The sequence below is a fragment of the Bradyrhizobium sp. genome, from assembly GCF_035652035.1.
GTDB lineage: Bacteria > Pseudomonadota > Alphaproteobacteria > Rhizobiales > Xanthobacteraceae > Bradyrhizobium.
Genome location: NZ_DASREO010000107.1, coordinates 1 through 15,923 on the forward strand (window position 1 = coordinate 1; position 15,923 = coordinate 15,923).

General features: G+C 63.7%; 11 protein-coding genes. 9 read left to right on the top strand and 2 right to left on the bottom strand.

What is annotated here, in order from left to right; all coding sequences use genetic code 11:
- Positions 1-1,076, bottom strand: a 1,076-nt coding sequence (locus VFB05_RS30445; RefSeq protein WP_325019579.1) for an LLM class flavin-dependent oxidoreductase, incomplete at its 3' end; no start/stop codon positions are given.
- Between the two features lie 161 nt (positions 1,077-1,237).
- Here VFB05_RS30445 and VFB05_RS30450 point away from each other — a divergent pair.
- The 3 genes from VFB05_RS30450 to VFB05_RS30460 are packed head-to-tail and all read left to right on the top strand — an operon-like array spanning position 1,238 to position 5,009.
- Positions 1,238-2,116 (top strand): xanthine dehydrogenase family protein subunit M, encoded by an 879-nt coding sequence (locus tag VFB05_RS30450; protein ID WP_325019581.1) that lies wholly within the window; start codon positions 1,238-1,240, stop codon positions 2,114-2,116.
- A complete protein-coding gene (locus tag VFB05_RS30455) occupies positions 2,113-2,625 on the top strand; it encodes a (2Fe-2S)-binding protein (RefSeq protein ID WP_325019584.1) in 513 nt (170 codons plus the stop codon). The genes VFB05_RS30450 and VFB05_RS30455 overlap by 4 nt, the downstream gene beginning before the upstream one ends.
- Positions 2,622-5,009, top strand: coding sequence for a xanthine dehydrogenase family protein molybdopterin-binding subunit (locus VFB05_RS30460; protein WP_325019588.1), 2,388 nt, complete (start codon positions 2,622-2,624; stop codon positions 5,007-5,009). Before VFB05_RS30455 ends, VFB05_RS30460 begins: the two co-directional genes overlap by 4 nt.
- 129 nt (positions 5,010-5,138) lie before the next feature.
- On the opposite strand, the gene VFB05_RS30465 is transcribed toward VFB05_RS30460, so the two are convergent.
- Positions 5,139-6,296, bottom strand: coding sequence for an ABC transporter substrate-binding protein (locus tag VFB05_RS30465; protein ID WP_325019591.1), 1,158 nt, complete (start codon positions 6,294-6,296; stop codon positions 5,139-5,141).
- A gap of 318 nt (positions 6,297-6,614) precedes the next feature.
- Here VFB05_RS30465 and VFB05_RS30470 point away from each other — a divergent pair, with 318 nt between their 5' ends.
- The 6 genes from VFB05_RS30470 (at position 6,615) to VFB05_RS30495 (ending at position 15,911) form a co-directional block, all read left to right on the top strand.
- The gene (locus VFB05_RS30470; protein ID WP_414643341.1) at positions 6,615-9,035 is read left to right on the top strand and encodes a bifunctional diguanylate cyclase/phosphodiesterase; all 2,421 of its coding nucleotides are present in this window, start codon (positions 6,615-6,617) and stop codon (positions 9,033-9,035) included.
- A gap of 326 nt (positions 9,036-9,361) precedes the next feature.
- Entirely contained in the window at positions 9,362-10,255 is an 894-nt protein-coding gene (locus VFB05_RS30475) for a sulfite exporter TauE/SafE family protein (protein ID WP_325019593.1), read from the top strand.
- Positions 10,256-10,370: 115 nt separating this feature from the next.
- Positions 10,371-11,132, top strand: a complete 762-nt coding sequence (locus tag VFB05_RS30480) for an SDR family oxidoreductase (RefSeq protein WP_325019595.1) — start codon at positions 10,371-10,373, stop codon at positions 11,130-11,132.
- A 12-nt stretch (positions 11,133-11,144) separates the two neighbouring features.
- Positions 11,145-11,981 carry an enoyl-CoA hydratase family protein gene (locus VFB05_RS30485; protein WP_325019597.1) on the top strand — a complete coding sequence of 279 codons (837 nt, stop codon included), beginning with the start codon at positions 11,145-11,147 and terminating at the stop codon, positions 11,979-11,981.
- A 248-nt stretch (positions 11,982-12,229) separates the two neighbouring features.
- Positions 12,230-14,581, top strand: coding sequence for a bifunctional salicylyl-CoA 5-hydroxylase/oxidoreductase (locus VFB05_RS30490; protein ID WP_325019600.1), 2,352 nt, complete (start codon positions 12,230-12,232; stop codon positions 14,579-14,581).
- A 79-nt stretch (positions 14,582-14,660) separates the two neighbouring features.
- Positions 14,661-15,911 (top strand): flavin-dependent oxidoreductase, encoded by a 1,251-nt coding sequence (locus VFB05_RS30495; protein WP_325019602.1) that lies wholly within the window; start codon positions 14,661-14,663, stop codon positions 15,909-15,911.
- Positions 15,912-15,923 lie beyond the last annotated feature (12 nt).

Here is a 15,923-nt window from a genome sequence, read left to right on the forward strand (position 1 = left end):
CCCGCATTGACCCGCGGCATCACTTTTTCCGCCATCAGGATCATCGACTGGCGGCCGAGCTCGCGGTCCTTCCAGTCCTTGCCGGCATAGAGCAGCGTGCCGAAGGTGCCGACCTCGTCCTGGAATGCGAGCAGCTGATCGGCGACGCTTTCCGCTGTGCCGTGGATGATCAGCCTGTCGCAGATCGATTCCAGCGTCACCTCGTCGTCGGGCTGATCGCGCCGCGTCTTGAACAATTCGATGCGGCCGTTCTTCACCAGCTTGGTGAAGAGCGAGCGATAGTAATAGACGTAAGGCCCATCGGGATCGGTCGCGTAGGCTTTGGCCGTCGCGGCGTCCTTGGCGACGAACACGCTCTTCGCAACGCGCCAGTTGGCAGGATCGGCCGGACGGCCAGCGCGCTCACAGCCCTCAACATATTTCGGCCAGTGGCTCTTCACCCAGGCCGGCATCAGGAAGTTCGCCGAGATCGGCTCCCAGCCACGCGCGGCGGCCTCGGTCACGCCCTTGGAAAACGGCGCGACCGCCGTGACCACGATGGGCGGATGCGGCCGCTGCAAGGGCTTTCCGATGAAACCTTGCCCGACCTCGGCCATCAGCGTGCGCTCGACCGAGAGGTTCCAGTATTTGCCCTTGATGTTGTAAGGCGGCTCGCTCGCCCAGATCTCGAGCACCTGGTTGATCGCTTCGAGGAACATCGCGTTGCGATCGGCGTCGAGATTGCCGAACACTTCCGCATCCGACAGCAGACCGCCCGGGCTGATGCCGAAGATCAGCCGCCCGTTCAGCATGTGGTCGAGCATCGCAAGGCTCGCAGCGGTCGCCGCGGGATGGGTGTTCGGCATGTTGACGGTGCCGGTGCCAAGCTTGATCTTTTTGGTCGCCGCCGCGATCCACGCCAGAAAGGCAATGCAGGACGTGATGTTTTCGGCGCGGTCGGTGGTGTGCTCGCCGACATAGGCTTCGGTGAAGCCGAGCTCGTCGGCCAGGATGAATGCCTCGCGGTCTTCCTGAAGCGAAACCCGCCAATCCTTCTCCAGCGGATGGATCGGCATGGTGAAGAAGCCCAGTTTCATTCGCGTGGCTCTCCCTGAAGCGGTGACCGCGGGTAACGCTTTCATCCCTTATGCCGATCCGCTCGCCTAGTCATCAGAAATAATCGGTCGATAAACAAACTTGACCTTTGGCGGGTCGGCTCGTCTAATCGCTCGAAATTCGTGAGGGAGAATTTCGCCTTATGAAAGCGCCGGCTTTCGACTACGCCCGCGCGACCAGTGTCGCCCATGCGATCGCGCTTCTCGCCGAGCACGGCGAGCGGGCGAAGGTGCTTTCGGGCGGTCAGAGCCTGATGCCCGCGATGAATCTGCGGTTGCTGGCACCGGACCTGATCGTCGATATCGGCGCGCTCGACGAGCTGCGCGGCATCAAGACGCAGGGCGACGTGCTCTCGATCGGCGCGCTGACGCGCCATGTCGATCTGCAACATTCGGGCGAGGTTGCAGCGCACGCGCCGCTGCTGAAAGAATCTATCACCCACGTTGCGCATCCGGCGATCCGCAACCGCGGCACGATTGGCGGCAGCCTCGCCCATGCCGATCCTGCTTCCGAATTGCCGGCCTGCGCCATTGCGCTCAATGCAACCATCGTTGTGCGTGGGCCCCAAGGCGAGCGCCGGATTCCGGCCGAAGAATTCTTCCTCGGAATTTACGAGACGGCGCTGTCGTTGGAAGAGCTGCTTACTTCAGTTGAAGTGCCGCTGCCGCCGCCGCATTCGCAGCATTACTTCTGCGAGTTTGCCCGCCGTCACGGCGACTACGCCATTGTCGGTCTTGCGGCTCAGGCCGTGGTGAAGAACGGACGGCTCACCGATCTTCGTCCTGTCTTCTTCGGCGTCGGCGACAAGGCGGAGCATGTGCAAGTGCCGGCGCTGCTCAACACGGAGGTGACGCGAGAGACACTGTCCGAGGCGCTGCAGGGACTAGAGCAGGCCCTCGATCCGCCCGAAGACCAGCAGGCAAGCCGTGCGATGCGATTTCATCTGGCGAAAGTGTTGCTGGCGCGGTGTGTCGCGGCGTTGTTGTCGAGTCCCGACCTTGCGGCGGGGGCGTCCGCATGACCGCGCCGCAGGCCATCGCGCTGCAGGTCAACGGCGAACGCGTCGAGGCGCATGTGCTACCCAGGATCAATCTGGCGGATTTTCTGCGCGAGCACCTCAAGCTGACCGGCACGCATGTCGGCTGCGAGCACGGCGTTTGCGGCGCCTGCACGGTCCGCGTCAATGGCGAGATCGTGCGCTCCTGCCTCATGCTGGCCGTGCAGGCGAACGAAGCCGTGGTCGAGACCATCGAAGGCCTCTCAGACTCCGGCGAGATATCGGATCTTCAGGAAGCGTTTCGCGCGCGCAATGCGCTGCAATGCGGCTACTGCACGCCGGCGATGCTGATCACGGCGCAGGAGTTACTCAAAGTGGAGGCCGAGCCTGATCGCGATCAAATCCGCGAACATCTTTCCGGCAATTACTGCCGCTGCACGGGCTATCAGGCGATTGTCGATGCGGTGGAGGCGACCGCCAAGGCGCGCAAGAACAAGGCGCCCAGGAACCGTGATGCGGGGCGCGCGCCATGAACAGGCCCGAAGGAAAAACGCTGTCCGAACTCGATCGGCCAAACTCTTACATTGGCAAGACGGTGCCGCGGCCGAATCTCGACCGGCTGCTGCAGGGGCGCGGGCTCTATGTCAGCGATATCGAGCTGCCGCGGATGGCGCATGTGGTCTTTGTGCGTTCACCGCACGCTCATGCGAGAGTTATCTCGATCGATACGCAAGGAGCGAAGAAAAAGCCCGGCGTCGTCGCTGTCGTGACCGGCGAGGAACTGGCCGCCGTGATCACGCCATGGGTCGGCGTGCTCTCGCACATGAAAGGTCTTAAATCCGCACCCCAGCGCGCGATCGCGACCGAGCGGGTGTGCTGGCAGGGCGAGGCGGTCGTGGCCGTGGTGGCCTCGAGCCGCGCCGCGGCCGAAGACGCCGCCGATTGCGTCACCGTCGAATACGAAGAACTCGAACCGGTCACGGATATGCGCACGGCGCTCGATCCGGCAACGCCGGTCATTCATGCTTCGCTCGGCGACAATCTTGCCTTCGAGCGCACGTTCGAGGCCGGCGCGGTCGATGCGGCGTTTGCCGAGGCGGATGAAGTTGCGGAAGCCGAATTCGTGTTCGGGCGTCACACCGGCGTGACGCTGGAGCCGCGGTCAGTGGTTGCGGACTGGAACGCGGCCGAAGAGCGGCTTACGATCTATCAGGGCACGCAGGCGCCGCACATGGTGCAGAACATCGCCGCGCTGCATCTTGGTCTCGAAGAGGCGCAAGTCCGCGTCGTCTGCAAGGATGTCGGTGGCTCCTTCGGCATCAAGGTGCATATCTATGCCGACGAGATGGCGACCTATGCGCTGTCGAAACACTTGAAGCGGCCAATCAAATACGTTGCCGACCGGATCGAAAGCTTCAACACCGACATCCACGCCCGCGATCACCGCTGCAAGGCGCGCATCGGCGTCAAGCGCGACGGCACCATTACCGCGTTCGAGATCGACGATCTCACCGGCATCGGTCCTTATTCGATGTATCCGCGCACCAGCGCGATCGAGGCAAACCAGGTCGTCAACCTCGTCGGCGGTCCGTATGTGACGCCGAACTATCGCGCCCGCGCCCGCGTCGTGTTCCAGAATAAGAACGTCATGTGCCAGTACCGCGCGGTCGGCCATCCCATCGCGTGTTCGATCACCGAGGGCCTGGTCGATCTCGCAGCAGGCAGGATCGGCATGGATCCGGTGGAAATCCGCAGGCGCAATCTGTTTGCGGACGACGCGTATCCTTGCGCCTCGGCCGCCGGCCTGCGTTTCGAACTGTTGTCGCATCACGCTTCGCTCGACAGGCTGCTCAAGATGATGAACTACGACGCGCTTCGCGCCGAGCAGGCGGCGTTACGTGCGAAGAACATCCATCGCGGCATCGGCATCGCGAGCTTCATCGAGGTGACCAATCCGAGTGCGGCGTTTTACGGCGTCGGCGGCGCGAAAATCTCCTCGCAGGATGGCGTGGCCATACGGCTCGATGCGCAAGGCGCGGTGGTCTGCCAGACCAGCATCACCGAGCAGGGACAGGGCTCGGAATCGCTCACGGCGCAGATCGTCGGCAGCGTGCTCGGCGTGTCGATGGAAAAGGTCCGCGTCATCCTTGGCGATACCGATCAGACGCCCTATGGCGGCGGCACCTGGGCCTCGCGCGGCGCCGGCATCGGCGGCGAGGCGGCGCTGCAGGCCGCCAAAATCCTGCGCAAGAACATCCTCGACGTTGCAGCCGCCATTCTGCAATCGACGCCAGCCGAGCTCGACATCGCCAACAACGCGGTGGTGAATGCGAACGACGGGAGCCCGAGGATCGAACTGCGCGAGCTTGCCCGCATCGTCTATTTCCGTCCCGATACCTTGCCGCCCGGCATTCAGCCCGAACTGATGGCGACGCGCCACTATGTGCCGCGGCAATATCCGTTCGCGTTCACCAATGGCGTTCAGGCCTCATGGCTCGAGGTCGATACCGACACTGGTTTCGTCAAACTGCTCAAGCACTGGGTGGTGGAAGATTGCGGTACCATCATCAATCCGCAGCTCGTGGACGAACAGATCCGCGGCGGCGTGGTGCAGGGGCTGGGCGCTGCACTGTTCGAGAAATGCATCTATGACGAGCGTGGGCAACTCACCAACGCCAACATGGCGGACTACTTGGTGCCGATGTCCGGAGAGATGCCGGATATCGATGTCGGCCACGTGGTGTCGCCGACGTCCGAAAGCGAACTCGGCGCCAAGGGCGCGGGCGAGGCGGGCACCGCAGGTGCTGCGGCCGCGGTCGCCAATGCCGTGAACGACGCGCTAAAACCGTTCGGCGCTGTGATTACCGAGATTCCGCTGACGCCGCAGCTCATCCTGACGGCGCTGAAGCGAATTTGAGCGGCGTCATCGAGCTCCGCTCCAATATCCTCATCCTGAGGGCTTGCAAAGCAAGCGTCTCGAAGGATGAGGCCCATCGCTGGCCTCACCCTTCGAGACGGCTGCTACGCAGCCTCCTCAGGGTGAGGACTACAGCTTGTCGACCGGCTTGAACGTGCCGTCACCCTGGATCAGCGTGAGGAACACCCGCGCCGACGCATCCCGCATCTTCTGTCCGACGGTGAGATGATCGCCGCTGATGTCGAACCGACCGACCTCGTTGATGACCCGCAGCAGTCCGGCGCGCGTCGGGTTCGGGCCGGCCATGTCGAGGGCGGCGGCAGCAAGCCGGCCGCAAATATAACCCTCGAGCGAAACGAAATCCGGCGGCAGGCTCGGGTCGATGGCTTTTTCCGCGGCCTGATAGTCCGCGACGACTTTCACCGACGTATCCCACGGAAACGGCACGACCTGCGAAACGATCACGCCATCGCCATCGGGCCCGAGCTCCTGCGCGAGCGCATCGGCGCCGACAAAGGAGACGTTGACGAAGATCGGGTAGAAGCCGCTTTGATGCGCGAGCTTGATGAATTCGGCGCAAGGGGCATAGGTGCCGATCATCACCACCGCTTCCGGCTCGACCCGCTTCAACACGCGCATCGCCATGCCGACCGCCCTGGTGTTGCGTTCGTAAGTCGCTTCGGCCGCAAGCTCCATGCCGCGCTTTTCGAGCGCGAGCTTGACGCCGGCGAGTCCGTCGCGGCCGTAGGAATCGTCTTGATAGAAGATCGCAATCCGCTTGATGTGGCGATCTTCGGTGAGATGCTTCACCCAGGCCTCGGCCTCGGCGCTGTAGCTGGCGCGAATGTTGACGACGTTGTCGAGATCCTTTTCCCGCAAGAAAGCCGCCCCGGTGAAGGGACCGATGAACGGAACGTTCTCGTCTCGCGCGATTGGCTCGGTCACCAGCGATGTCGGCGTGCCGACCGCGCCGATCAGCGCGAACACCTTGTCCTCATGCAGCAGCTTGACCGTCTGCAAGACCGAGCGATCTGGGTCGTAGCCATCGTCGCGGCTGACCAGTTGCAGCGTGCGGCCATGGACGCCGCCTTTGGCGTTGACCTCGGCAAAAGCCGCCAGGATCCCCTGCCGCATCTTCGTGCCCAGCGCCAAAGAAGGACCCGACAGCGCCGCCGCCTGACCGAACACAACACGGTCCGGCATCACGCCGATTTCGCCGGCCTGAGCCGGACCCGCCAGCGCTGACAGCATCAGGCCGCCGAGAATCTTGGATTGCATGAAACGCATGTCGGTTACTTCTGAACAATCGGCGGGAGGCGGAAAGCGGAATGCTAGCCGTTTGCGGTGAAGAGCTCGCTAATTCCGCCGCGGAGTTGCGGGTTCCACGCCTGGCGCTCTTCCCGCCGCGCCAAACCCTTGAGATGTCCCGCCGCGGCGTCGTTTTCCGTCGCATTTCTCGGCGATGTGGCAGCCGAGAATGATCTTAAACATCGTTAACTAAGGCCTCCGAACCCCCCGCTATCTATACTGATATTTCAGGCTTTTTAACCAGGCTCCGCGCCATAAAGGGCGACGATTGCGATGGTCGTTTCTTAAGGGGTGAAGATGAGCGGTCGAGGTCCCGGCGAGGTCAGCCGGGGTGACATGGTCGAGCGGAGGAAAAAGCCCGCATCCCGATCCGGGCCCAGTCGGCCGGTCTGGGTTGCGGCTGCGATCGGCCTGTTGCTCACGATCGCCGCGACCTATGCCGTCGCCCGCTGGGAGCGCCGTTCGATTTGGACGGAATTCGAGGCCGTCGCCGCGACCCAGCTCATCGAGATGCAGAACGGCGTCAACGAATATCTCGGCCGTCTGGTGACGCTGCGCACGCTGTTCGAATCCGCCAACGAGGAAGTGACGCGCAGCGAGTTCGAGGTTTTCGGTTCCAGGCTGTTCGAGAACCATCCCGGCGTTCTGCGCGTCAGCTGGTTGCCGAAGGTGTATCGCCGGGAGCGCGCGGAATTCGAGGTCGCTGCCATCAACGACGGCATTCCGGCCTATCATTTCAAGTCGCTGTCAGGCGGACTGGTCACCGCCGCACCGGAGGCCGACTTCTATTTCCCGATCCTGTTTTCGACCGAGCCGAAAACATCGTCGGTCTACGGCATGGATTATTCCACTGACGCGATCCGCTGGCCCACGCTCGAGCGCGCGCGCGACACCGATACGGTCGCCGTCGTGCCCACCCGCCTGTTCAAGCACGACCATGCCGGCGACCACGGTGTTCTCGTCGTCGTTCCCGTCTACGTGAAGGGAACCTCGCGCGCCACGGTCGCCGATCGCCGGCGCAACCTGACCGGCTTCGTGGTCGGCATGTTCGATATCGGCCCGCTCTTGAAATCGATCCGCAGCGCGAGTCCTGAATCCGCAGCCGTCATCCTCACGGCGTTTCCGCCTTCGCAGAACGGCAGGGAGCAGGTCCAGCCGGATTATGCGTCGATATCATCGGCCTCGCTTGCGATGCGAGCGCTGGCGCGCGGGCCGCACTGGTCCGGCACGCTTCACATCGGCGACGCGAACTGGCAGGTCAAGGGTATTCCCGCGGCCGGCGGCCATCTGACGGCACGCTACGACCGTGCGCTCACCGTGCTCACCGCGGGCTGCGCCGTCACCATTTTCCTCTGCGTCTATCTCGGCATGGCAAGCCGCAACTCGCGCGAACTGGCGCTGGCGAACAGCCGCGTGCTTGAACTGGCGCAGACCGACATTCTCACCGCGCTGCCGAACCGGGCCTTCTTTCTCGAACAGCTCAAGCAGGCCGGTACCGATCAGCAGCAGCATTTGCGCGGCGTGTTCTCGGTCTTGATGCTCGATCTCGATCGTTTCAAGAACGTCAACGACTCGCTCGGCCACGCCGCCGGCGATGCGCTGCTGCGGCAGGTGGCTGGACGGCTGCAATCCGCGCTCCGCGAAGACGACGTGCTGGCGCGGCTCGGCGGCGACGAGTTCGCAATCATCCAGGCCGGCCATCACGATCAGCGCACCAACGCGATGGATCTGGCAAGCCGGCTGTCAAGGCTGATCGCCGAACCGTTCGATCTTCCCGGCCATCAGGTCGAGATCGGCACCAGCATCGGCATTGCGCTGGCGCCAGAGCACGGCGACGACCGCGAACAGCTGTTGAAAAAGGCGGACCTTGCGCTGTATCGCTCCAAATCCGCGGGCCGCAACTGCTTCACCGTCTACGACGAGGCGATGTCGGCCGAACTCGAGGCGCGCAACACGCTGGAAGGCGACTTGCGCGATGCGATCGCGCGCTGCCAGTTCGAGGTTCACTATCAGCCTTATTTTGACGTCGAGAGTGGACGCCGGCGCGGCGCCGAGGCGCTCATTCGCTGGCGTCATCCGGAGCGGGGGCTGATCCCGCCGGACCAGTTCATCCCGCTCGCGGAAGAAACCGGGCTCATCGTCGCGCTCGGCGAATGGATCATCCGCCAGGCCTGCGATGACGCCACGCTCTGGCCGGCGGACACCAAGGTTTCGATCAATCTGTCGCCGGTGCAGTTCAAGCAGGCCGAGCTGTTCGAGGTGATCGTCACCGCGCTGGACAAAACGGGATTGCCGCCCGAGCGGCTCGAAATCGAGATCACCGAATCCGTGCTGCTGGAGCGCGCGGCTGAAAATCTCGCTTTCATGGAGCGGCTCAACATGATCGGCGTTTCGCTCGCGCTCGACGATTTCGGCACCGGCTACTCCTCGCTGAGTTGCCTGACCACGTTCCCCTTCAACAAGATCAAGATCGACAAGTCCTTCATGGGCAACCTCTCGGCGCATTACAAAAGCGCGGCGATCATTTCCTCTGTGGTCACGCTGGCGCGTGGCCTCGACATGTCGGTGACGGCCGAAGGCGTCGAGACGGCCGAACAGCTCGAGGGACTGAAAACCCTCGGCGTCAACTTTGCGCAGGGCTATTTGCTCGGCCGCCCGGTGACGGCGGGCGAGCTCGACAAGCAGCCGGCGATTTTCGGCTCCCTCCACGCCGCCTGAGGCGTGATTCCGGCTCGCTTTTCGAGCCGTGCGCGCGGGTCTGGGATGCCCTTGGCATGCCACCGCGGATGGTAACGGGATGGGTCAGCTCTCCCAGCGAGATGCCCACCCGATAGGCTGGAATCACCGCCGATCCCCCGCTCATAGAACGATTATGCTTTTTTCATGGAAGCTATTGCCGGGTGCGGAAATATAATCCTACCTGATAGATGGATCCCAAGGGCATCCTTGGGCGTTCATTGACGGGACAGTGGAGGGATTTTCACCATGGCTGCCGGGTCGCAAGGGCGTGATCGCACGCCTCTGCCAGGATTTGCAGGTCGCGCGTGATCGATCCTGTCTTCGTGGCATCCGGCTTTTTCGTCGGACTATTGGTCGGCCTGACCGGTGTCGGCGGCGGCTCGCTGATGACGCCGCTGTTGATCCTGCTGTTCGGCATTCACCCGTCCACCGCTGTCGGTACCGATTTGTTGTACGCCGCGGCCACCAAGGCTGGCGGCGTCGTCGTGCATGGATGGGAACGGACCATCCATTGGCGGGCGGTCATCCGGCTTGCTTGCGGTAGCATCCCGGCCAGCATCCTGACATTGCTCGTGCTGTGGCGGCTTGACCTCTCGACCGAGGCTGCGCGCGGCCTCGTCAACTCCGTGCTGTGCTTTGCGCTGATGCTGACGGCGACCTCGCTGATCTTCCGCAAGCTCATCATCGAAAAGCTGCGCGCGCGCATGGAGCGCGTCGACGACGCGACGATCGCGCGCTTGACCGTTCTGGTGGGCGTTGCGCTCGGCGTGCTGGTTTCGATTTCCTCGGTCGGTGCGGGCGCGGTCGGCGTCACCGCCTTGCTGTTGCTTTATCCGCAACTGCCGATGTCGCGCATCGTCGGCTCCGACATCGCGCATGCCGTGCCGCTGACCCTGATCGCCGGCATCGGGCACTGGGCGCTGGGCGCGATCGACTGGCAATTGATGGGCGTGCTCTTGATCGGCTCGCTGCCGGGGATCGTGATCGGCAGCCTCTGCGCGGTCCGCGTTCCCGAAACGGCGTTGCGGCTGATGCTGGCGGCGATCCTGATCGTGGTGGCGGGCAGGCTGGGCGCGGAACAGTGGCGCTCGGCGGCGCCGAACCTCGCCGCCGCCTCGTCGCACGCGGCCGCGCCCGCGCAAAGCGCGCCGCCGGTGGTGGTGCTGCCCGTTGCGATCGGCGCACGCCCGGCCAATTGACCTCAAGACATCTGCAAAGCCGGTGGCGCGGGCCACCGGTTTCGTTTGCCAAAGCTTGAAGTATAAAATATATCCCGATCTTGTCCTCCTTTGAAATCATTCGACGAGGTGGCGCATGGCGGGACTGCCGCATTCCCCGCACGCGGTCGTGACGGGTGCCGCGCGCGGCATCGGCCGGGAAATTGCCGCAACGCTGGCAAGAGCTGGCGCCGATGTCACCGTGCTCGGACGTCACAAGGCCGCGCTTGACGACCTCGTCGCCAAGGGCGATGCGCATTTTTCCATTGTCGCCGACGTCATCGATCAGGCCGCCGTCGATGCCGCGATGCGAGAAGCCGCAGCGCGCCGGCCGATCAATATCCTGATCGCCAATGCGGGCGCTGCCGAATCCGCGCCCTTTGCCAAATCCGATGCGGCGCTGTTCAAGCGCATGATCGACGTCAACTTCATGGGCGTGGTTCACTCGATCCAGGCCGCGTTGCCGTCGATGCGCTCGCGGCCGTTCGGCCGTATCATCGTGATTGCTTCGACCGCGGGCCTCAAGGGTTACGCCTATGTCAGCGCCTATGCTGCGGCCAAGCACGCGGCGATTGGTCTGGTGCGTTCGCTGGCGCTCGAACTTGCGCCAACGCGCATTACGGTGAATGCGGTCTGCCCCGGTTTTACCGACACCGATCTCGTCGCAGGCTCGATCGACACCATCATGAAAAAGACCGGCCGCGATCGCACGGCGGCGATTTCGGAACTGACCAAACACAATCCGCAGGGGCGGCTGGTATCGCCGCAGGAAGTCGCAGATGCCGTCTTGTGGCTGTGCGGCGAGGGCGCCGGCGCCGTTACCGGCCAGGCGATCGCGGTCGCCGGCGGGGAGATTTGAGAGGAAACCTTCATGAGCCAGCCAGCCAACCCGGTCTCGACCCCGCTCGCGCAATATGCGCCGCGCCATTTCCTGCTGAAGGTCGAAGGCGGCGTCGCCACGGTGACGCTGAACCGTCCCGAGCGCAAAAACCCGCTGACCTTTGAAAGCTATCGGGAGCTGACCGATTTCTTTCGCGCGGCCTCCTTCGACGATGACGTGAAGGCGGTCGTCGTCTCCGGCGCCGGCGGCAATTTTTCTTCCGGCGGCGACGTGTTCGAAATCATCGGCCCGCTGGTGAAGATGGACACCAAGGGCTTGACCGCCTTCACCCGCATGACCGGCGATCTCGTGAAGGCGATGCGCGCCTGCCCGCAGCCGATCGTGGCCGCAGTGGAAGGTATCTGCGCCGGCGCGGGCGCGATCATCGCGATGGCCTCCGACATGCGGCTCGCGGCGGCCGGCGCCAAGGTCGCATTCCTGTTCAACAAGGTCGGGCTTGCCGGCTGCGACATGGGTGCGTGCGCGATCCTGCCGCGCATCATCGGCCAGGCGCGCGCCTCGGAGCTGCTCTACACCGGCCGTTTCATGAGCGCGGAGGAGGGTGAGCGTTGGGGCTTCTTCAGCCGCATCGTCGCACCTAGTGACGTGTTGGCGCAGGCGCACGCTTTGGCCAGGGACATTGCCGCAGGTCCGACCTTCGCCAACACCATGACCAAGCGGATGCTGGCGATGGAATGGGCGATGTCGGTGGAAGAGGCGATCGAGGCTGAGGCCATCGCGCAGGCGCTGTGCATGACGACGGCGGATTTCACCCGGGCCTTCGAGGCCTTTGCGGCGAAGCAAAAGCCTGACTTCAAGGGGAATTGAGGGGCTGATTTCCCCCGCATCTCGGCCTTCATGGATCGAGACGCGCTAAAGCGCTCCTCACCATGAGGAACTTCGGACCTCATCCTGAGGAGCCTGCGCGCACCCGAGCAGGCCGAGCGAGAGCGAGGCCGTCGCGAATGGTGCAAAATGAGCGCAGGCGTCTCGAAGGATGGCATCGAGAACAGCGCTTGCCAAAAATTATTTTAGGTTTAAAATAATTTCCATGCTTGAACCCAAATGAGGTTCCCATGAAGGTCGCGATCATCGGCGGTGGACCGGCGGGTCTTTATTCGGCGATCCTGCTTAAAAAGCAGCGCCCGGAGGCCGACATCACGGTCTATGAGCGCAACCGCGCCGACGACACCTTCGGCTTCGGCGTGGTCTTTTCCGACGCGACACTGGACAATTTCGAGAAGTACGATCCGCCGAGCTATCGCCGCATCACCCAGGAATTCGCCTACTGGGACGACATTGCCGTGCACTTCCGCGGCACCGTGCATCGCGTTGGCGGCAACGGCTTTTGCGGCTGCTCGCGCCGCCAGTTGCTGTTGATCCTGCAGGAGCGCGCACGCGAACTCGGCGTCAAGCTGATGTTCGAGACCGAGATATCGGACGAAGCGCGCTTTGCCGATGCCGATCTCGTGGTGATCGCCGACGGCATCAACAGCCGCTTCCGCGAGAAACATGCCGCCCATTTCGAGCCTGACGTCGACTTGCGTTCCAACGTCTTCGCCTGGATGGGCTCGACGCGTCCGCTCGACGCCTTCACCTTCATCTTCCAGGAGACGGAGTGGGGGCCGTTCATCGCGCATGCCTATCAATACGAGGCGGGGCGATCGACCTGGATCTTCGAGACCGACCCCGAAACCTTTGAGCGTGCAGGCCTGACGGGCCTCGACGAAAAGCAATCCGCCGATCGTATGGCGGACATCTTCGGCTGGTTCCTCGAAGGACATCCGCTGCTGACCAATCGCTCGATGTGGCGCAATTTTCCGATGATCCGCAGCCAGCGCTGGGTCAAGGACAACATGGTGCTGCTGGGCGATGCCAAGGCGACCGCGCATTTCTCGATCGGCTCCGGCACCAAGCTTGCGATGGAAGACGCGATTGCGCTGGCTGACGCCATGCGCGGCGCGCCGACGGTCAAGGCCGCGCTTGCGACCTACGAGCAGGGCCGCCGTGAGGAGGTCGAGAAAACCCAGCATGCCGCAGACGTGTCGCTGGTCTGGTTCGAGCATGTCGATCGCTTCTGGGATTTTGATCCCGTGCAATTTGCCTTCGGCGTGATGACCCGGGCGAAGGCGATCACCTACGACAATCTGACCTTGCGTGCGCCGGAGTTCGTCTCCGAGGTCGACAAGGCCTTTGCGCGCCACGTGCGCGGCCAAGGTTTCGATGTCGACGTCGAAAAGCCCTCGGCGCCGATGTTCCAGCCGTTTCGGTTGCGCGAGATGCAGCTTGCCAACCGCGCGGTGGTGTCGCCGATGTGCATGTATTCGGCGAAGGAGGGCGTGCCGCAGGACTTTCATCTGGTGCATTACGGCTCCCGCGCGATCGGTGGCGCAGGCCTCATCTTCACCGAGATGACCTGCGTGGGACGCGATGCGCGGATCACGCCGGGCTGCGCAGGGCTCTGGAATGACGAGCAGGAGAGCGCGTGGCGGCGCATCGTCGAGTTTGTGCATGCGAACTCGGCCGCCAAGATTTGCCTCCAGCTCGGTCACGCCGGCCGCAAGGGCGCGACCAAATTGATGTGGGACGGCATGGATCGTCCGCTCGAGCAAGGCGGCTGGGACGTGATCTCGGCGTCGCCGATTCCGTATTTTCCCGATAGCCGGATGCCGCGCGAGATGGATCGCGCCGCGATGGATCGCGTGAAGGCCGAGTTCGTCGCTGCGGCCGAGCGCGGCGAACGATGCGGCTTCGACATGCTGGAGCTGCATTGCGCCCACGGCTATCTGCTCGCGAGCTTCATCTCGCCGCTGACCAATCAGCGCGCCGATGACTATGGCGGCTCGCTGGAAAATCGGCTGCGCTATCCGCTCGAAATCTTCGAGGCGCTGCGTGAAGTGTGGCCGTCGCACAAGCCGATGTCGGTGCGCATTTCCGCAACCGATTGGGCGGAAGGCGGCATCACCGGCGATGATGCGGTTCAGGTCGCGCGCGCCTTTGCGGAAAGAGGCGTCGATCTCGTCGACGTGTCAACCGGGCAGACCGTGCGCGATGCACAGCCAATCTACGGCCGCATGTTCCAGACGCCGTTCTCCGATCAGGTCCGCAACGAGGCCCGCGTCGCGACCATGTGTGTCGGCAACATCACGACCTCAGATCAGGTTAACACCATCCTCGCCGCCGGCCGGGCCGACCTCGTGGCGCTCGGGCGCCCGCATCTGGTCGATCCCGGATTTACGATGAAGGCAGCCGCCTGGTATGGCGCCGCCGACACCTTCTGCCCGCCGCAATATCTGCCTGGAAAGGAGCAGATTTTCCGCAACAGCGTCCGCGACCGGCAGGATTTCGAGGACCTGAAAATTAAGGCTAAGCCGAAGACCCGCGCCGAGCTCAAGGCGGAGGCCACAAAGCCGCTTGCGGCTGAATAGGCCGGGTGGCACGCTGGGTTGGCTCCCTCTCCCCGCAAGCGGGGCGAGGTGAAGTAGAGCGGTTGTGTGGAGTAGAGCGATGAAGGCGATTATCGTCGGCGGCGGCATCGGCGGCCTGACCACGGCCTTGATGCTGCGCACCCGCGGCATCGGCTGCGAACTGTTCGAACAGGCCGACACCATTCGCGAACTCGGCGTCGGCATCAACACGCTGCCGCATGCGATCCGCGAACTCGCCCAGCTTGGCCTGTTGCAAAAGCTCGACGACGTCTCGATCCGCACCGACGTGCTTTATTATCTCAATCGCCATGGCCAGGAAGTCTGGCGCGACGTCCGCGGCATCGACGCCGGCCATGACGTGCCGCAATTCTCGATCCACCGTGGCCGCCTGCAAAGCGTGATCCATCACGCGGTCGAGGAGCGTCTCGGCAAGGAATTCATTCACACCGGTCATCGCCTGGGTAGCTTCACGCAGGACGAGGGCGGCGTATCAGCGCATTTCTTCGACCGCTCGGGCCACCACATCAACACGGTCCGCGGCGACATCCTGATCGGCGCCGACGGCATTCACTCGCGCGTGCGCGAGACGTTATTTCCGAACGAAGGCCCGCCGTGCTGGAATGGCCTGATGCTGTGGCGCGGCGCGCGCGACTGGCCGATGTTCCTGACCGGCCGCTCGATGATCGTCGCCGGCGGGCTCAACGCGAAAGTCGTGGTCTATCCGATCGCCGAGGGCTCGAGCCCCTCGAACCGGCTGACCAACTGGGCCGTACTGGTGAAGATCGGCGACGGCAACGCGGCGCCGCCACGCCGCGAAGACTGGTCGCGGCCCGGCAAGCGCGAAGAGCTGATGCCGCATGTCGCGCGCTTCTCGGTGCCGCATGTCGACGTCGCAAGCCTCATCTCGGCGACGCCGGAGTTTTATGAGTACCCGACCTGCGACCGCGATCCCTTGCCGTATTGGTCGAGCGGCCGCGTCACGTTGCTCGGCGACGCCGCGCATCCAATGTATCCGGTGGGTTCCAACGGCGCCTCGCAGGCCATTCTCGATGCGCGCTGCCTTGCGGACTTGCTTGCGCGCTCCGAACATCCGCGCCAGGCGCTGGTCGCTTACGAAAAGCAGCGCCTGCCGATGACGGCGGAGATCGTGCGCTCCAATCGCCGCGGCGGACCGGAAGGCGTGATCGACGCGGTCGAGCAACTCGCGCCGGATGGCTTTACCGACATCGAGAAGGTGTTGAGCTACGCCCAGCGCGAAGCCATCGTGCGCGGCTATGCTACCAAGGCCGGTTTTGCCGCGGTGCCGGGACTGGCCGCGGTGCGGGGCTGAAATCACCTCGCC